This window comes from Rhodococcus sp. DK176 (genome assembly GCF_038447315.2).
Taxonomy (GTDB): Bacteria; Actinomycetota; Actinomycetes; order Mycobacteriales; family Mycobacteriaceae; genus Rhodococcus_F; species Rhodococcus_F jostii_A.
On record NZ_CP118321.2, the window covers coordinates 2,538,269 to 2,554,882 of the forward strand.

Genomic DNA, 16,614 nt, shown 5'->3' on the forward strand with positions numbered 1-16,614 from the left:
GGTAAATGCCTAGTGTGATGCAGCGCACAGGCTGCAAGAGTGGAATTCATTGCCGGACCCGGGCGCCCTCGCAGGGCGCAAGCCCCCGGAGATCTTGGAGGATCCCATGACTGACACCCTGTACACAGCGCCGTCCGACGACGTGCGCGCCAAGCTGGCCGACGCGCTGATCGAGGACGCGGAAACCGGCCGCTACCAGGTGCGACGCAGCGTATTCACGGACGAGGACCTGTTCGAACTCGAGATGAAGCACATCTTCGAGGGCAACTGGATCTACCTGGCCCACGAAAGCCAGATCCCGAATGTCGGCGACTACTTCACCACGTACATGGGCCGCCAGCCGATCGTGATCTCCCGCAACAAGGAGGGCGAACTCAACGCCCTGGTGAACGCGTGCAGCCACCGCGGCGCCATGCTCTGCAGGCGCAAGACGGACAACCGGACCACGTTCACCTGCCCGTTCCACGGCTGGACGTTCAACAACTCCGGCAAGCTCCTCAAGGTCAAGGACCCGCGTGAGGCCGGCTACCCGGAACAGTTCAACAAGGACGGCTCCCACGACCTCACCAAGGTCGCGCGGTTCGAGAACTACCGCGGTTTCCTGTTCGGCAGCCTCAATGCCGACGTCCCGCCGCTCGAGGAGCACCTCGGTGACACCACGAAGATCATCGACATGATCGTCGACCAGTCGCCCGACGGCCTCGAGGTCCTGCGCGGTGCGTCCACCTACACCTACGACGGCAACTGGAAGCTGCAGACCGAGAACGGTGCCGACGGCTACCACGTGTCCGCCACCCACTGGAATTACGCCGCGACCACGTCGCGCCGGGAGTCGGGCGAGTCCACCAACGCCACGAAGGCGATGGACGCCGGCAAGTGGTCGAAGCAGCAGGGCGGATACTACTCGTTCGACAACGGTCACCTGCTGCTGTGGACCAAGTGGGCCGACCCCGCCAACCGTCCCCTCAACGAGCGTCGCGACGAACTCGTCGCCGAGTACGGCGAGGACCGCGCCGACTGGATGATCGGCGTGTCGCGCAACCTGTGCCTGTACCCGAACGTGTACCTGATGGACCAGTTCGGTTCGCAGATCCGGCATTTCCGTCCGATCTCCGTCGACAAGACCGAGGTCACCATCTACTGCATCGCCCCCAAGGGTGAGAGCCGCACGGCACGCGCCGCCCGCATCCGCCAGTACGAGGACTTCTTCAACGCCACCGGCATGGCCACCCCGGACGATCTCGAGGAGTTCCGCTCCTGCCAGAAGACGTACCAGGCCGGCGCCGCCCCGTTCAACGACCTGAGCCGCGGTGTCACCCACCAACTCCAGGGCCCCGACGAGGACGCGAAGAAGATCGGCATCAACCCCATCTCCAGCGGTGTGAAGACCGAGGACGAGGGCCTGTACCCGATCCAGCACGGCTACTGGGTGCAAGCGCTCACCAAGGCGCTCGACGCCGACGTTGCCGCGAACAACCGCTGAGGGAGACGAGAAACATGACCGCAGTAGCCGAAAGCACTGTCACCCAGCACGACATCGAACAGTTCCTCTACCGTGAGGCCCGCTACCTCGACGACCGCGAGTTCGAGAAGTGGATCGAGTGCTACCACCCCGCCTCCGAGTTCTGGATGCCGGCGTGGGCCGACGACGGTGAACTGACCACCGACCCGATGACCGAGATCTCCCTGATCTACTACGCCAACCGTGGTGGCATCGAGGACCGGGTGTTCCGCATCAAGACCGACCGGTCGAGCGCGACGAGCCTGCCGGAACCCCGCACCGGTCACAACATCTCGAACGTCGAGGTCATCGAGCGTCGCGGCGACGTCGTGGACGTCCGGTTCAACTGGTTCACGCTCTACTTCCGGTACAACACGGTCGACACGTACTTCGGGAATTCGTTCTACACCATCGATTTCTCCGGTGAGCAGCCTCTGATCCTGAAGAAGAAGGTCGTGCTCAAGAACGACTACATCCACCACGTGGTGGACATCTACCACATCTGATTTCTTCCCCATTCTTCGCGAATCGAGCTGTTTTCCATGACTTTCCAAGTTGCACTGAGTTTCGAGGACGGGATCACCCGCTTCATCAAGTGTGACGGCGACGAGACGGTCGCCGACGCGTCCTACCGCGCGCGCATCAACATTCCCCTCGACTGCCGAGACGGGGCGTGCGGCACCTGCAAGTCGCTCTGCGAATCCGGCACGTACGACGGCGGCGACTACATCGAGGAGGCGCTCACCGACGAAGAGGCGGAGCACGGTTACTGCCTTCCGTGCCAGATGATGCCGGAAAGCGATCTGGTACTGCAGATCCCGACCACGTCCGACGTCGCCAAGACTGCCGCGGGCACGTTCACGTCGACGGTAACGGAGATCCGCAAGTTCTCCGACACCACCATCGGGTTCACGATCGAGATCGCGAACCGGGACGACCTCGTCTTCCTCCCCGGCCAGTACGTGAACATCACCGTTCCCGGAACCGAAGCGACGCGCTCGTACTCGTTCAGCACCGGACCCACGTCGAAGGAACTGTCGTTCCTGGTCAAGATCACCGACGGCGGCCTGATGTCGGAGTACCTGCGCAGCCGCGCACAGGTCGGCGACACCCTCGAGTTCACCGGCCCGATGGGAAGCTTCTTCCTCCGCGAGCAGAAGCGTCGCGCCCTGCTGCTGGCCGGCGGCACCGGGCTGGCCCCGCTGCTGTCGATCCTCGACAAGATGCGCACCGACGCCGCCGACCACCCCGTGCACCTGGTCTACGGTGTCTCGTCCGACGCGGACCTGGTGGAACTGGACAAGCTCGAGGAATACACGAAGTCCCTGCCCCAGTTCACGTTCGACTACTGTGTGTCCGACCCGGCGAGCAGTGCGCCGAACAAGGGTTACGTCACCGGACTGTTCGAGCCCGCACACCTGAACGACGGCGATGTGGACGTGTACCTGTGCGGTCCGCCTCCCATGGTCGAGGCGGTGCGCGACCACCTGAAGTCGGAGGGCGTCACGCCGGCGAACTTCTACTTCGAGAAGTTCAACAACGCGGCGACGCCCAGTGGGTCCGAGGCGTCCGCACCGCCGGCGGCCGAGACGGTCGAGGCGGCCCCCGAGTACGAGATCGGCGAGGAACACCAGCCTCTGTCCGAGTCGGACGCACAGTTCGACGCCCGCATGGCGCTCGAACTCGGTGCGATGGAACTGACCATCGGCCGGATGACGCAGGAACAGCTGTCCGAGTACCGGATCCTCGCCGAGACCTCGTGCGAATCGATCGAGAACGACCACTTCACGGACGCCGGCGCGTTCACCGACACCAACGCCGCCTTCCACGAATTCCTGTTCCGGTGCACCGCCAACGACGTGCTCCTCGAGGCGTACAACCGCCTGGAGGTCACGCAGCTCATGACGAAGGTGCTCCGCACCGCGGACTGGGTGGACGAGCACATCCAGCACGACCACCTCGACATCGTCACCGCGTTCGAAAAGGGTGACCGGGCCGCCGCCCACGACCTGATCGTCAGCCACAGCGCGCACGCGAAGGCCACCATGTGCCGCGCCATCGAAAGGAGTGCCGTCGCATGAGCGGACTCGTCACTCCGCACCGCTTCGACGGCAAGGTCGTCGCGGTCACCGGCGCAGCGCAGGGCATCGGCCTGACGGTCGCGACCCGACTCGCGGCCGAGGGTGCGTCGCTGATCCTGATCGACCGGGCCGAAATCGTCCACGAGGTCGCGAAGGGGTTGCGCGAGAACGGCACCGACGCGCACAGCATCACCGCCGACCTGGAACAGTTCGCCGACGCCGAGGCGGCGATCGACGAGGCGCGGCAGCAGCACGGCCGGCTCGACGTACTGATCAACAACGTCGGCGGCACCATCTGGGCCAAGCCGTACGAGCACTACACGGCGGAGCAGATCCAGGCGGAGGTGCAGCGGTCGCTGTTCCCGACCCTGTGGACGTGCCGCGCCGTCCTCCCCCACCTGATCGCGCAGCAGTCGGGCACCATCGTCAACGTGTCCTCGGTGGCCACGCGGGGCGTCAACCGCGTGCCCTACGCGGCGTCGAAGGGCGGGGTCAACGCCCTCACCGCCTCCCTGGCTCTCGAAGCCGCGCAGTACGGAATCCGTGTGGTCGCCACCGCTCCCGGCGGCACCGAGGCGCCCGCTCGCCGTGTTCCCCGCGGTCCCGGCGCTGAGACCGACCAGGAAAAGGCCTGGTACCAGCAGATCGTCGACCAGACCGTCGACTCGTCCCTGCTGAAGCGGTACGGAACGCTGGACGAGCAGGCCGCGGCCATCGTCTTCCTGGCCTCCGACGAGGCCACCTATATCACCGGGACGGTGCTGCCCGTCGCCGGTGGCGACCTCGGCTAGCAGCCCACAGATCTCGACCGCCTCATCGGCGGGGCGCATTGCATCGTCTCGCCGTTGGGGCACTTCTTTAGCCGAATTCGATTGTGACACAGCGCACTTACGAGTACTACCCGGTTCCCCGTCACACCCACCGAGCGGAGATTACCATGAACCCATCCACCACCCCCGAAACCTGGGCAAGTCCGAGACACCGTAGTGCCGTCACGTGGGTCGTCGCGATCGCCACGATCGCGATCATCTTCGACGGCTACGACCTGGTCGTGTACGGCACCATCCTCCCGACGTTGATGAACGATCCCGGCGAACTCGGGGAGATCTCCGCGCAGCAGGCCGGGGCCCTGGGCTCGTACGCGCTGATCGGGGTCATGGTGGGCGCACTGACCGCCGGCGCCGTCGGCGACTACCTCGGCCGGCGGCGCATGATGCTCGTCAACATCGTCTGGTTCTCCATCGGAATGGGACTCGCCGCGCTGGCCACCAATGTGACCATGTTCGGCCTGCTGCGATTCTTCACCGGCATCGGAGTCGGTGGCCTCGTCGCCACTGCCGGGGCGATGGTGGCGGAGTTCGCACCGCCCGGGAAGCGAAACCTGTACAACGCCATCGTCTACAGCGGCGTCCCCGCCGGCGGGGTGCTCGCCTCCCTCCTCGCGATCGTCCTGCGCGACACGATCGGCTGGCGCGGCCTCTTCTGGATCGGCGCACTGCCCATCGTGATCCTGCTTCCGCTGGCTCTCGTGAAGCTGCCCGAGTCGCCGAAGTGGCTCGTCGCCCGCGGCCACGAGGACAAGGCACGCCGCATCTCCGAACGCACCGGCATCCCGATGCCCGACGCCGACGAGATCGCCGCGGAACGGGCGTCGGTCGAGAAGGTCGGCTTCGCCGCACTCGCGACGCGCCGTTACGCCTGGGGCACTGCTCTTCTCGGAATGATGAGCTTCTCCGGTCTGCTGCTCACGTACGGACTCAACACGTGGCTTCCGAAGATCATGGAAGACGCCGGTTTCAACGCGAAGGGTTCGCTGTCGTTCCTGCTCGTCCTCAACGGCGGCGCGATCCTCGGCGGCCTGATTGCCTCCAAGGTCGCCGACGGCATCGGACCGCAACGCGTCGTCGCCACGACGTTCGGTCTCGCCGCGCTGGCCCTGATCCTGCTGACGCTCGGATTCCCGCTCCCGGTGCTCCTCGCGTCCGTCGCCGTCGCCGGAGTCGGCACCATCGGCACCCAGGTCCTGATCTACGGCTTCGTCTCCAACTATTACTCGACGTCCGCGCGCGGCGCCGGGGTGGCCTGGTGCGCCGGATTCGGCCGGCTGGGCGGCATCTTCGGCCCCCTGATCGGCGGAGCACTGATCAGCGCCGGAATCAGCAGCCAGGTGGCGTTCTACGTCTTCGCGGGCATCGCCGTCCTGGGCGGGATCGTGACATTCTTCGTTCCGCGCGCACGGGTCACCCGCGCTGCGCCGGCAGCCGCCTACTCCACCGTCCAGGTGTCGTGACCGGTCAGCAGTCGCTGCAGCGAGCCGTCGTCGACGGGGTCCTTCTCCTGCGCGATCTCGTTCTGCAGGCGCACCATGTCGTCGTACGTGTCCCGCGTGACGCTGCGGAACACACCGGTCACGGTGTGGGTGAGGTCCTGGTCGGAGAGCCTCGACAGTGCGTACGCGTAGTCGGGGTCGTCGGTGTGGGCGTCGTGCACGACGATGTCGTCCCGGTCGACGTCGGCGGTCGCAACCACCTTCAGACCGAAACCCGATCGGACGACGCAGTATTCGCCTGCTCCGCCGAAGACGATCGGCTCGCCGTGGGTCAGCGGGATGAGGCGCTGCTCGGAACCGTCCTTGCGTAGGACGTCGAACGAGCCGTCGTTGAAGATCGGGCAGTCCTGGTAAATCTCCACGAACGACGTGCCGCGGTGGGCCGCAGCCTGCCGCAGCACCTCCGTCAGCCCCTTGCGGTCCGAGTCCATGGCGCGGGCCGCGAAGGTGGCCTCGGCTCCCAGCGCGAGGGACAGTGTGTTGAACGGGTGGTCCACCGACCCCAGCGGAGTCGACTTGGTGACCTTGCCGACCTCCGACGTCGGCGAGTACTGCCCCTTGGTCAGCCCGTAGATCCTGTTGTTGAACAACAGGATCGTCATGTTGACGTTCCTCCGCAGGGCGTGGATGAGATGGTTGCCCCCGATCGACAGTGCGTCGCCGTCGCCGGTCACCACCCACACCGACAGGTCGGGGCGCGTCACCGCGAGACCCGTCGCGATGGCGGGCGCACGACCGTGGATCGAGTGCAGGCCGTACGTGTCCAGGTAGTACGGGAACCGGCTCGAGCATCCGATGCCGGAGACGAACATCAGATTCTCGCGTCGGAGTCCCAACTCCGGCAGGAAACTCCGGATCGTGGCGAGGATGACGTAATCGCCGCACCCCGGACACCAACGGACCTCCTGGTCCGTCGTGAAGTCCTTGGCCTTCTGCGGTTCGTCAGTCCTGGGCACGTGCGCGGTGGCGCTCAGGCCCAGATCCGCACCGACACGACTGATCATCCGTGTCACACCGATTCCTCCTGCCGGGGTCCGGTCGATCGGTAGGTAGCCGACGCGAGCGCGTCGGCGGTCTTCGCGAGCTCGTGCTCACGCAACGTTCCGGCCAGCGCGGAATCGATCACCTCGTGCAGTTCGTCGCCGAGGAACGCGAGCCCCTGCACCTTGGTCACCGAGTGCACGTCGACGAGGAACCTCGAGCGGAGAATCATCGCGAGCTGGCCCAGATTCATCTCCGGTGCGACGACGGTCCCGTAGCTGCGCAGCACCGCACCGAGATTGGCGGGCAGCGGGTTGATGTTGCGCACGTGCACGTGGGCCACCTTCTTGCCCTCACGGCGAGCACGCCGGCAGGCCTCGCCGATGGGTCCGTACGAGCTGCCCCACCCGACGAGCAGCAGGTCGGCCTCACCCGACGGGTCGTCGACGACCGCGTCGGGAACGTCGATTCCGTCGATCTTGGCCTGGCGCAACCTCACCATGAGGTCGTGGTTGGCGGGATCGTAGGAGATGTCGCCGCTGCCGTCGGCCTTCTCGAGTCCGCCGATGCGGTGTTCGAGCCCGGGCGTTCCCGGTATCGCCATGGCACGGGCGAGCGTCTCCCGATCGCGGGCGTACGGTGCGAACTCGCCGTCCATCGGTGGTGCCGTGTCGCAGCCGGGGTCGATCCGGTCCAGTTCGGACACGTCCGGGATGGCCCACGGTTCGCTGCCGTTGGCGATGGCGCCGTCCGACAGCAGTAGCACCGGTGTGCGGTACGTGAACGCGATCCGGGCGGCCTCGACCGCGGCATCGAAACAGTCCGCGGGTGAGCGCGGCGCGATCACGGCGACCGGAGACTCGCCGTTGCGCCCGTACATCGCCTGCAACAGGTCCGACTGTTCGGTCTTCGTCGGGAGCCCAGTGGACGGGCCACCGCGCTGGACATCGATGACGAGCAGCGGGACCTCCGTCATCACCGCCAGCCCGATGGCTTCGCTCTTCAACGCCAGTCCGGGTCCGGACGTGCTCGTCACGCCGAGCGCACCCCCGATCGACGCGCCCAGCGCCGCGCCGATTCCGGCGATCTCGTCCTCCGCCTGGAACGTGGTGACGCCGAGATTCCGGTGCTTGCTCAGCTCGTGCAAGATGTCCGATGCCGGGGTGATCGGATAGGTGCCGAGGAAGACGTCCCGCGACGCCAGCCGTCCCGCGGTCACCACCCCGTAGGCCAGGGCCGTGTTCCCGGTGACCTGGCGGTACGTGGCCGGTGGGAGCGTCGCCGCGGACACCTCGTAGGTGGTCGCGAAACTCTCCGTCGTCTCCCCGTAGTTCCACCCGGCCTTGAACGCGAGCAGGTTGCCCTCCGCGATCTGCGGCTTCGCTGCGAACTTGGTCTGCAGGAACCGCTCGATGCTGTGGGTGGGACGGTTGTACATCCACGACAGCAGTCCGAGCGCGAACATGTTCTTCGCCCGCTCGCCGTCCTTCCGGCTCAATCCGGCGGGTTCCACCGCGCCGACCGTCAACGTCGACATCGCTACCGGATGCACCACGTAGTCCTCGAGGGAGTCGTCGTCGAGGGGGCTCGTGGCGTATCCGACCTTCGCGAGATTCCGTTTGGTGAACTCGTCCGTGTTCACGATGATCATGCCGCCCCGCGGCAGATCGTCCAGGTTCGCCTTCAACGCCGCCGGATTCATGGCGACCAGGACGTCCGGGCGGTCGCCGGCGGTGAGGATGTCGTAGTCCGCGATCTGGATCTGGAACGACGACACCCCGGGGAGGGTGCCCTGAGGCGCCCGGATCTCGGCGGGGAAGTTGGGCTGGGTGGCGAGGTCGTTGCCGAACGCCGCCGCCTCAGACGTGAACCGGTCGCCGGTCAACTGCATGCCGTCGCCGGAGTCTCCGGCAAAGCGGATCGCCACCCGTTCCAGCTTCGTGGAGTTAACCTCCGTCGTCATGAATGCACCGAATCCTTCGACTCGTAGTCGTTCTGACCAGCAGCTTCTAACCTCACGGTACAAGCGTTCCCAGTTTTCGCCAGGAACACGCCGAAATCAGGCGTCGCGATACGGTGAGGGGTGTGAGTGACCCGGGGAACATCGAGCTCGTCGGGCGTTCCCGCGAACTCGCCGAACTAGAGTCGATCCTCCGTGAGGCGGGCGAGAACGCGCCCGTCGTCGTGGTCGTCGAAGGCGTGCCGGGCATCGGCAAGACCACTCTGGTGGAGCACTTCCTCGCGGCGCATCCCGACCTGCCGGCGTTCTCCGCGGTCTGCGCCCCGTGGGCGTCGGGCCATCCCTTCGGCGTCGCCGAACAACTCCTCGGTGCGGCAGTCACGTCGAAGGACCCCCTGGACGTCGCCCGCGAACTCGTCGCGGCGGTGGATCCGCCTGCTGGTGACGCGCCGTTCGTCTTCGTGCTCGACGATGCGCACTGGGCAGACCTCGCCTCACTGCAGGCGCTGACCTCCGCCGTGCACCTGCTCGACCGACCGGCGATGATCGTCCTCGTCACGAATTCGGAACCTCCCGACGGTGTTCCTGCGGACGTCCTCGACCTCCTCGACCGGCATCGCAGGCATCGGCTCCACGTCCGTCCGCTCGACGCGTCCGACACCCGCAGACTTGCGAATACCCTTGCGCATATCGACCTTCCGGCCCCGGTGGCGCACCAGCTCGTTCAGCACACGGGCGGGAATCCGCGGCACCTCACGCAACTTCTGCAGGAAGTCGATCCCAGCGCGTGGAGCCAGTGGCAGCCGGTGCTCCCCGTACCCCGCACGTTCGCCGCGAAAGTGCAGTCACAACTGTCCGCGTGCTCGGCGCCTGCCCGGGCCCTCGTCGAATCGGCGGCGGTACTCGCCGGGGATCCCCGATTCGCCGACGCTGCCGCGCTCGCCGCCATCGAGAACCCGGTGGAAGCGCTCGACGAAATCCATCGGATCGGCCTCCTCACCGTCGGCGAGCATCGCGGCGTGACCGTGCTGACCTTCCCGTCGCCGCTGACCCGGGCCGCCGTCTACCGCAGCCTCGGGCCCATCCGGCTGCGTGACCTGCACGATCATGCCGCACGGATCGTCGAGGACGAGGGCAGGCGACTGGACCATCGCGCCGCAGCCGCCCCGTTCGCCGATCCGGCGCTCGCGGACGAACTGGACACCTACTCTGCGCAGAGGGCGACCGTCGGGGCGTGGTCGACCGTCGCGGACGCATTGATCAAGTCGAGCCGCCTCACCGCGGACCGCGGCGAACGCGAACAACGCCTCATCCGGGCCGTCGACGCTCTCGTCGGCGCCAGCAACCTTCCCCAGGCACTGGCCTTCGCGCCGGAGATCGAGAGCTTCCCCGAAAGTCCGTTACGCGACGCCGTACTCGGCTACCTCGCCATCCTCCGAGGACGACCCGCGGAAGCCGATCTGCTGCTCACCCAGTCGTGGACCGCATGCGACCCCGATACCGATCCGGCCACCGCCGCGCTGATCTGCCAGCGCCGCGTCCTGGACTCCCTCGTCCGCTGGCACGGACCGGACCTCGTCGAATGGGCCAGCCGGGCCGTAGCTCTCGTCGATCCGGGCGATCCGTCGGCCGTCGAATCCGCGGCGATCATGGGACTCGGACTCGCCGCCACGGGTCGGATCGTGGAGGCACGGGCCGCCTACGACACGCTGTCCGCGAAGATCGCCCTCGGTGCCCAATCCCAGCGCTTCGACATGGCCAGGGGCTGGCTCGACCTGGCGCTGGACGATCCCGAATCGGCGCGTCAGGAACTCGAGAGCGCCGTCCCCACGGCCTTCCGGATGGGCTCGACCCGCATCTCGTTGTGGGCGCAGGCCTGGCTGGCGCGAACGCAATTCGCCCTCGGTGACTGGAGCGGCGCGATCGCCACGGTCGACCGTGCGGCACACCAGCTCGAGGACGCCGCGCTCGACCTCGTCCGGCCCCTCGTGCACTGGACCGGCGCACAGACACACGCGCTGCGCGGAAACTGGCCCGCCGCGCAGGAGCACCTCCGCCTCGCGGCGGCGAGTTCGCACGACTACCCGATGATGTTCATTCCGTCCTCCCTGGCCCGCGCCCAGTGCGCCGAAGTGCAGGCCGACTACGCCGCCGTGATCAGGGCGCTCGAGCCTCTCACCCGCCTGCACCCACGGGAGGGCATCGACGAGCCCGGCTTCTGGCAGTGGCCCGACGTCTACGCGAACGCGCTCGTGATGGCCGGTCGCGTCGACGACGCAGATGCCTTCCTCACCCCGCACGAGGAACGCGCCTCGGAGCGCGGGCACCGGTCGGCGATGGCTCGTCTCGGTTATGCCCGCGGTCGCGTCGCCGGTGCGCGTGGCGACATCGATGCCGCCCGGGACGTGTTCGAGACGGCGTTGACGCACCTCGACACCCTTCCCCTCCCCTACGATCGGGCACGCGTGAACTTCGCGTACGGCCAGACTTTGCGCCGGGCAGGCAAGCGGCGTGAAGCGGACGCCGTCATGCAGGCTGCCCGGGAGGGATATTTCGCGCTCGGAGCCACGTCCTACGTGCAGCGGTGCGACCGCGAACTCAAGGCGGGCGGCCTCAACCTCAAACGCAGCCGGTTCACACTCGAGGAACTGACTCCGCAAGAGCGGGCCGTGACCGAACTCGTCGCCGGCGGAGCCAGCAACAAGGAGGCGGCCGGCGAACTGTTCCTGTCCGTCAAGACCGTGCAGTACCACCTCACCCGGGTCTACGCGAAGCTCGGCATCCGCTCGCGCAGCGAACTCGCGGCGCAGTTCCGCGAGCAGGACTGACAGCCGAGGTGACGGGAACCTAACCCGAGGGTGCCTGTTCCGGGCACCGCCGTCCGGCCAGGCTGGATCTCGACCGATGCAGCCGACCCGCCGGAGTACCGAAATGGATGACACGATCGACGCAGTCCAAGCCGACCGCGACCTGAAGAACAAACACCGCGCCATGTGGGCTCTCGGCGACTACCCCGCCCTGGCCACCGAGATCATCGCCGGCCTCGGGCCCGCCCTGGTCCGCGCAAGCCGGGTCAGGCCCGGTGACCGTGTTCTCGACGTCGCGGCAGGCTCAGGCAACGCCGCCATCCCCGCGGCGCTGTCCGGCGCGAGCGTCGTGGCCAGTGACCTCACCCCCGAACTGTTCGACGCCGGACGCCGCCGGGCCGCCGAACTCGGAGCCGGGGTGGAGTGGCGCGAGGCCGACGCCGAGGCCATGCCGTTCGCCGACAACGAGTTCGACACCGTGCTGTCGTGCGTCGGCGTCATGTTCGCCCCGCACCATCAGGCGAGCGCCGACGAACTCGTCCGCGTCTGCCGGCCGGGAGGAACGATCGGTCTACTCAGCTGGACACCCGAAGGCTTCATCGGCCAGATGTTCGCAACGATGAAACCGTATGCACCCCCGCCCCCTCCGGGCGCGCAGCCCCCGCCACTGTGGGGTCGCGAGGAACACGTCCGGGCATTGTTCGGCCATCGCGTCACCGACGTCGTGGCAACCCGGCACACCGTGCGCATCGATCAATTCCGGTCGCCGGAGGACTTCCGTGACTACTTCAAATCCCACTACGGTCCGACCATCGCCGTGTACCGGAACATCGCCGACGACCCCGCCCGGGTCGCCGCGCTGGATCACGAACTCGCCGACCTCGCACGCCGTTTCGACCACGGCACCGGCGGCACCGTGATGAACTGGGAGTACCTCCTCCTCACCGCACGGAAGTGGTAGCGAGGTCGACCACGATCGTGCTCTCGTTGCCCGGGTCGGCAGCGTCGTACCAGATCGTCGTCGTCTGACCGTCGACGACCGGTGCGTCGCTGCTGATCAGCATTTGCCGCCGGACCCAGCGCTGCACATTGTTCGCGTCGACGAACGTGAACGTCACGACTGTCAGGATCGTGCTCGGACCGAACGGGCGCGGCGTGAAGTCGCGATACCCCTTGCCCGTCACGGTCCCCACCGTCGGCGTTCCCGATCGCACCGTGCGTGCCGCTTCCCGTCGGCGTCGCCCGCGGCGGACGGAGGTCGCGGCAGCCAACGCCGTCAACACCGCACCGAACCCGAGAACAGCGGTCGTCGGACCGTACAGCAGACCTCCGCGACCGTACTTGACGCACATGCTGATCCAGCTGATCAGCCCGAGCAAGGTGAGCGGACAACCGACGAGGAACGCCCCCAACCTCTGCCAATGCAACCCGCCTGCAGCAAGAAAGGACAGTGCGTAACCGATCGCCGCGCCGGCGACGAACAACATCACCAGCACGGCCGCCGCCTTCTTCGCGGACGGACGCCGGCCGAGCTTGGTGGCACCCCGTCGGTCGGCCGGGTCGATGATGCTCACGGCTCGACGCCAGGTGTGGTGGCGATGAACTCGAGTGATGGCGCACCGGGCGGCCGCGTGACCGTCACGTCCATCCAGATGCTCTTGCGCCACTTCGACTCGACCCGCTGGGTCATCGCCCTCCCCCTCCACCCCGACCACGCACACGTTACCCAGTCGGCAACTTGGGTATTGCCCGGTCCGGACCGGGTTGCTAGAGTCGAACATGTATCGAACGACCTTGGGGGAGGTTGGTTGTGGGGGCATTACTTCTCGAGGAATTGCGCGCATTCACGGCGCGGTTGCAATGTGCCGAGGCGGCAAGTGGCGATGCGGGATTGGGCATCGATCTGCTCGACGCGATCGAGACGTTGAAATCGGTCGGGTGCGCGGCGCAGGCGGTGATCACCGACGACGTCGCCACGAGTATCCGCGCGGACCGCAAGGCTGCCGGGTTGCCGCGGGCGGAGTGGGACCGCGGCATCGCCTCGCAGATTGCGTTGGCGCGCAGGGAATCCCCGAACCGCGGCGGCCGGCATCTGGGTTTTGCGCAGGCTCTGGTGCACGAGATGCCGCACACCCTGGCGATGTTGCAGACCGGCCGGCTGAACGAATGGCGAGCCACCCTGCTAGTGCGCGAAACAGCCTGCCTGTCGGCCGCCGATCGGGCGATCGTGGACCGCCGGTTGTGCTCGGACCCGGCCACACTCGACGGCGCCGGCGACCGCGGTCTGATCGCACGGGCGAAAGCATTGGCGGTGGAACTCGATGCCGCGGCGGTCGTGGCCCGGCATCGCAAAGCGGTGTCGGAGCGTCGGGTCACGACACGGCCGGCGCCGGACTCGATGGCCTACCTGAGCGTGCTGATGCCGGTCGAACAGGCGATCTGCCTGCAGGCCACGCTGGGACGGGACGCGGACAGTCTCATCGCGACCGGGAACAGCCGTGGCCGCACCCGCAATCAGCTGATGGTGGATCTGTTGTTCGACCGCGGCACCGGCCGGGCCGCTGCTAGTGGTGTTCCAGTGGCGGTGAATCTGGTGCTCTCGGACGAGACCCTGCTGGCGGGCGGGCACGAGGCGGCGCAGTTGCAGGGGTTCGGGCCGGTGCCGGCGGCAATCGCGCGGCAGTTGGTGGCCGATTCTGTCGATGCCGACGCGGAGACGTCGTTGCGGCGGGTGTACGCGTGTCCTCAGTCGGGGGCGTTGACGGCGATGGAGTCGCAGTCGCGCACGTTCCCGAAGGGCCTGCGAAAGCTGATCGACCTGAGGGATCGGACGTGCCGCACCCCTTGGTGTGACGCGCCCATCCGGCACCACGACCACATCCGGTCACGCCGAAAGCACGGGGCGACCAGCGTGCACAACGGGTCCGGGCTGTGTGAGGCCTGCAATTATGCGAAGGAGGCACCGGGGTGGACGGCCCGCCCGATACACCGCCCTGGCCGCACCCATCTCCTCGACCTGGGCACCCCGACCGGGCACCACTACCGGTCGGCGGCCCCGCCGCTCCCGGCCGCAGCGAGGCAGTCGGAGGTCGAGGCGATGCTCATCGCACACGTGCGTGCGTCGTGACAGCGCGATCACGCCTGGACGACGCCGACCACCGGGGCGTAATCACATGGCGGCAATGCCCGGCTGGTGTTGTCGAGGATGCTCCCGAAGACGACGAACACGATTGTGCCCCTGCCTGTCTCGAGGGTATTGGACAGCGTGACGATGTAATCGGCAGGCCGCTCCTGATACAGCGGCGCTCGCCCCGACTGCATGGTGGTGAGGTTCAGCCAGGCGACCTCGACGAGGTCGCCCTGCAGTGGCGACGACATTGCCGTGTTCAACCCGCTGAAGAAGACATTGACCTTCCCCGGCGGAATGACTGGGACAGGAAGGTTCTCGTCGACGGCGGGGCCTGCTATCGCGCGAGCTATACCGACCGAATCGTTCTGCTCACCGAAGCCTGCAGGGAGGCAGTCGGCAGCGGTGGTGTCGTACAGGAACGGTTGGGCCGTGCCCTCGACGAGATGAACCGATCGGGGGAAGTAGTTGTAGCGCGGTGTACCGGCGGCGACGCGCTCGATGGTGGTCGTGATCGACTGCGCGGTGCGAGTGCTGATCGGCATGGCGGCCGACTGGAGGGCGGCTCGCACTGCCGCCACGTGGCCGAGCGGCGGGGGCGCGGCGTGCGCTTCACCGGCTGCCATGGAAACGAGCACACCGACACACGCCGCAAATCCTGCAATTCGTCCACGCATGAATGGATGTTAGCGGCCACCGGGACTTGCCGAATCAGCTTCGTGAACGCCCGGCAAGTGCCAGGCTTGAGGTCATGGACAGCATCAACTCGATGGGTGACCGGTAATGGCCCGCCCGGTACGCGTCGTCGTGCTCGGCGCCGGCTCGTGGGGGACAACGGTGGCAGGTCTCGCCGCCCACAACACACCGACTCTGCTGTGGGCGCGGAACTCGGATACGGCCGACGAGATCAACAACGAGCACCGCAACTCCCGCTACCTCGGCGACCGCCCGCTCCCCGACTCCATGCGCTCCACAGCCGACCTGGTCGAAGCGGCCCACGAGGCCGACGTTCTCGTGGTCGGGGTGCCGTCGCACGCGGTCCGCAGCACCCTCGCCCAGATCGCCAACGAGGTGCGGGCGTGGGTGCCGGTGCTGTCTCTGGCGAAGGGGCTGGAGCCGGGAACACGGCTGCGACCCACCGAGGTGATCGCCGAGTGCCTGCCCGGGCATCCGGTCGGGCTTCTCGCGGGCCCGAATATTGCGCGGGAGATCGTGGACGGACTGGCGGCCGCGTCGGTCGTTGCCACCCAGGACGTCCGGGTGGCCACCGCCTTGCAGCCGTTGTTCGCGTCCGCCGTGTTCCGGGTGTACCGGAACACCGATGTGCTGGGCTGCGAACTCGGCGGCGTGCTGAAGAACATCGTGGCCATCGCCTCGGGCATGGCCGACGGACTGGACGTCGGCGACAACACGCGCGCGATGGTCCTGGCGCGAGGGTTGGCCGAGATGACCCGGCTGGGTGAGGCGATGGGCGCGAACCCGCGGACGTTCGCGGGACTCACCGGGGTCGGAGACCTGATCGCCACCTGTATGAGCCCGAGTTCGCGTAACCGGCGGGTGGGCGAGTACATCGCCCGCGGCATGACGGTCGACGAGGCGGTCGCCAAGTTGGGGCAGGTGGCCGAGGGCGTGAAGACGGCCCCCACCGTGATGGAACTGGCCCGCGACTACAACGTGGAGATGCCCATTGCCGCCGAGGTCGAGGCGGTGGTCGCGGGTCGGCAGACGCCGGAAGGCGCCTATCGTGGCCTGCGGAAAGTCGCTGCCGGCGGAGAGCACGAGGTGGCGTGACCGCACAACTGCAACCGGAAGTAGCACTATCTAGACG

The 16,614-nt window shown here is 67.3% G+C and carries 13 protein-coding genes; 9 read left to right on the forward strand and 4 right to left on the reverse strand.

All coding sequences use genetic code 11. The annotated features are described in order from the left end of the window. Positions 1-106: 106 nt before the first annotated feature. The 5 genes from benA (at position 107) to PSR88_RS12060 (ending at position 5,872) form a co-directional block, all read left to right on the forward strand. Complete coding sequence (benA, locus tag PSR88_RS12040; RefSeq protein WP_009475047.1) at positions 107-1,483, forward strand: benzoate 1,2-dioxygenase large subunit; 1,377 nt, start codon at positions 107-109, stop codon at positions 1,481-1,483. 14 nt (positions 1,484-1,497) lie between these two features. Continuing rightward, positions 1,498-2,007 (forward strand): benzoate 1,2-dioxygenase small subunit, encoded by a 510-nt coding sequence (gene benB, locus PSR88_RS12045; RefSeq protein ID WP_009475048.1) that lies wholly within the window; start codon positions 1,498-1,500, stop codon positions 2,005-2,007. A gap of 36 nt (positions 2,008-2,043) precedes the next feature. Beyond that, positions 2,044-3,582, forward strand: coding sequence for a benzoate 1,2-dioxygenase electron transfer component BenC (gene benC, locus PSR88_RS12050; RefSeq protein WP_011595127.1), 1,539 nt, complete (start codon positions 2,044-2,046; stop codon positions 3,580-3,582). Beyond that, complete coding sequence (locus PSR88_RS12055) at positions 3,579-4,373, forward strand: 1,6-dihydroxycyclohexa-2,4-diene-1-carboxylate dehydrogenase (RefSeq protein ID WP_009475050.1); 795 nt, start codon at positions 3,579-3,581, stop codon at positions 4,371-4,373. The genes benC and PSR88_RS12055 overlap by 4 nt, the downstream gene beginning before the upstream one ends. A 146-nt stretch (positions 4,374-4,519) precedes the next feature. Further along, positions 4,520-5,872 (forward strand): MFS transporter, encoded by a 1,353-nt coding sequence (locus PSR88_RS12060; RefSeq protein ID WP_009475052.1) that lies wholly within the window; start codon positions 4,520-4,522, stop codon positions 5,870-5,872. On the opposite strand, the gene PSR88_RS12065 is transcribed toward PSR88_RS12060, so the two are convergent. Together PSR88_RS12065 and PSR88_RS12070 are read right to left on the reverse strand one after the other, a co-directional pair. Beyond that, entirely contained in the window at positions 5,848-6,915 is a 1,068-nt protein-coding gene (locus PSR88_RS12065; RefSeq protein ID WP_011595129.1) for a 2-oxoacid:ferredoxin oxidoreductase subunit beta, read from the reverse strand. The two genes, PSR88_RS12060 and PSR88_RS12065, sit on opposite strands and share 25 nt — an antisense overlap. 5 nt (positions 6,916-6,920) lie before the next feature. Further along, positions 6,921-8,855: a 2-oxoacid:acceptor oxidoreductase subunit alpha gene (locus PSR88_RS12070; protein WP_016882621.1), complete on the reverse strand. Its 1,935-nt coding sequence runs from the start codon at positions 8,853-8,855 to the stop codon at positions 6,921-6,923. A 122-nt stretch (positions 8,856-8,977) separates the two neighbouring features. Here PSR88_RS12070 and PSR88_RS12075 point away from each other — a divergent pair, with 122 nt between their 5' ends. After that, on the forward strand, positions 8,978-11,680 hold the full coding sequence (locus PSR88_RS12075; RefSeq protein WP_011595131.1) for a helix-turn-helix transcriptional regulator: 2,703 nt from the start codon (positions 8,978-8,980) through the stop codon (positions 11,678-11,680). A 103-nt stretch (positions 11,681-11,783) separates the two neighbouring features. Next, a complete protein-coding gene (locus PSR88_RS12080) occupies positions 11,784-12,620 on the forward strand; it encodes a class I SAM-dependent methyltransferase (RefSeq protein ID WP_016882620.1) in 837 nt (278 codons plus the stop codon). Here the strand turns inward: PSR88_RS12080 and PSR88_RS12085 are convergent. Next, positions 12,601-13,233 carry a DUF3592 domain-containing protein gene (locus PSR88_RS12085; protein WP_148228379.1) on the reverse strand — a complete coding sequence of 211 codons (633 nt, stop codon included), beginning with the start codon at positions 13,231-13,233 and terminating at the stop codon, positions 12,601-12,603. The genes PSR88_RS12080 and PSR88_RS12085 overlap by 20 nt on opposite strands. A 236-nt stretch (positions 13,234-13,469) precedes the next feature. Between PSR88_RS12085 and PSR88_RS12090 the strand changes: the two genes are divergently transcribed. Then, positions 13,470-14,786: a DUF222 domain-containing protein gene (locus PSR88_RS12090; protein ID WP_342338162.1), complete on the forward strand. Its 1,317-nt coding sequence runs from the start codon at positions 13,470-13,472 to the stop codon at positions 14,784-14,786. A gap of 8 nt (positions 14,787-14,794) precedes the next feature. Here PSR88_RS12090 and PSR88_RS12095 read toward each other — a convergent pair whose 3' ends face one another. Then, positions 14,795-15,463 carry a hypothetical protein gene (locus tag PSR88_RS12095; RefSeq protein WP_029539215.1) on the reverse strand — a complete coding sequence of 223 codons (669 nt, stop codon included), beginning with the start codon at positions 15,461-15,463 and terminating at the stop codon, positions 14,795-14,797. A gap of 106 nt (positions 15,464-15,569) precedes the next feature. Here PSR88_RS12095 and PSR88_RS12100 point away from each other — a divergent pair, with 106 nt between their 5' ends. Further along, on the forward strand, positions 15,570-16,577 hold the full coding sequence (locus PSR88_RS12100) for an NAD(P)H-dependent glycerol-3-phosphate dehydrogenase (RefSeq protein WP_009475061.1): 1,008 nt from the start codon (positions 15,570-15,572) through the stop codon (positions 16,575-16,577). The last annotated feature ends 37 nt before the right edge of the window (positions 16,578-16,614 follow it).

Coding starts and splice junctions, on each gene's coding strand:
- PSR88_RS12080 (WP_016882620.1), top strand. CDS start 11,784: ATGGATGACACGATCGACGCAGTCCAAGCCGACCGCGACCTGAAGAAC.
- benA (WP_009475047.1), top strand. CDS start 107: ATGACTGACACCCTGTACACAGCGCCGTCCGACGACGTGCGCGCCAAG.
- PSR88_RS12070 (WP_016882621.1), bottom strand. CDS start 8,855: ATGACGACGGAGGTTAACTCCACGAAGCTGGAACGGGTGGCGATCCGC.
- benB (WP_009475048.1), top strand. CDS start 1,498: ATGACCGCAGTAGCCGAAAGCACTGTCACCCAGCACGACATCGAACAG.
- PSR88_RS12100 (WP_009475061.1), top strand. CDS start 15,570: ATGGCCCGCCCGGTACGCGTCGTCGTGCTCGGCGCCGGCTCGTGGGGG.
- PSR88_RS12065 (WP_011595129.1), bottom strand. CDS start 6,915: ATGATCAGTCGTGTCGGTGCGGATCTGGGCCTGAGCGCCACCGCGCAC.
- benC (WP_011595127.1), top strand. CDS start 2,044: ATGACTTTCCAAGTTGCACTGAGTTTCGAGGACGGGATCACCCGCTTC.
- PSR88_RS12060 (WP_009475052.1), top strand. CDS start 4,520: ATGAACCCATCCACCACCCCCGAAACCTGGGCAAGTCCGAGACACCGT.
- PSR88_RS12055 (WP_009475050.1), top strand. CDS start 3,579: ATGAGCGGACTCGTCACTCCGCACCGCTTCGACGGCAAGGTCGTCGCG.
- PSR88_RS12095 (WP_029539215.1), bottom strand. CDS start 15,463: ATGCGTGGACGAATTGCAGGATTTGCGGCGTGTGTCGGTGTGCTCGTT.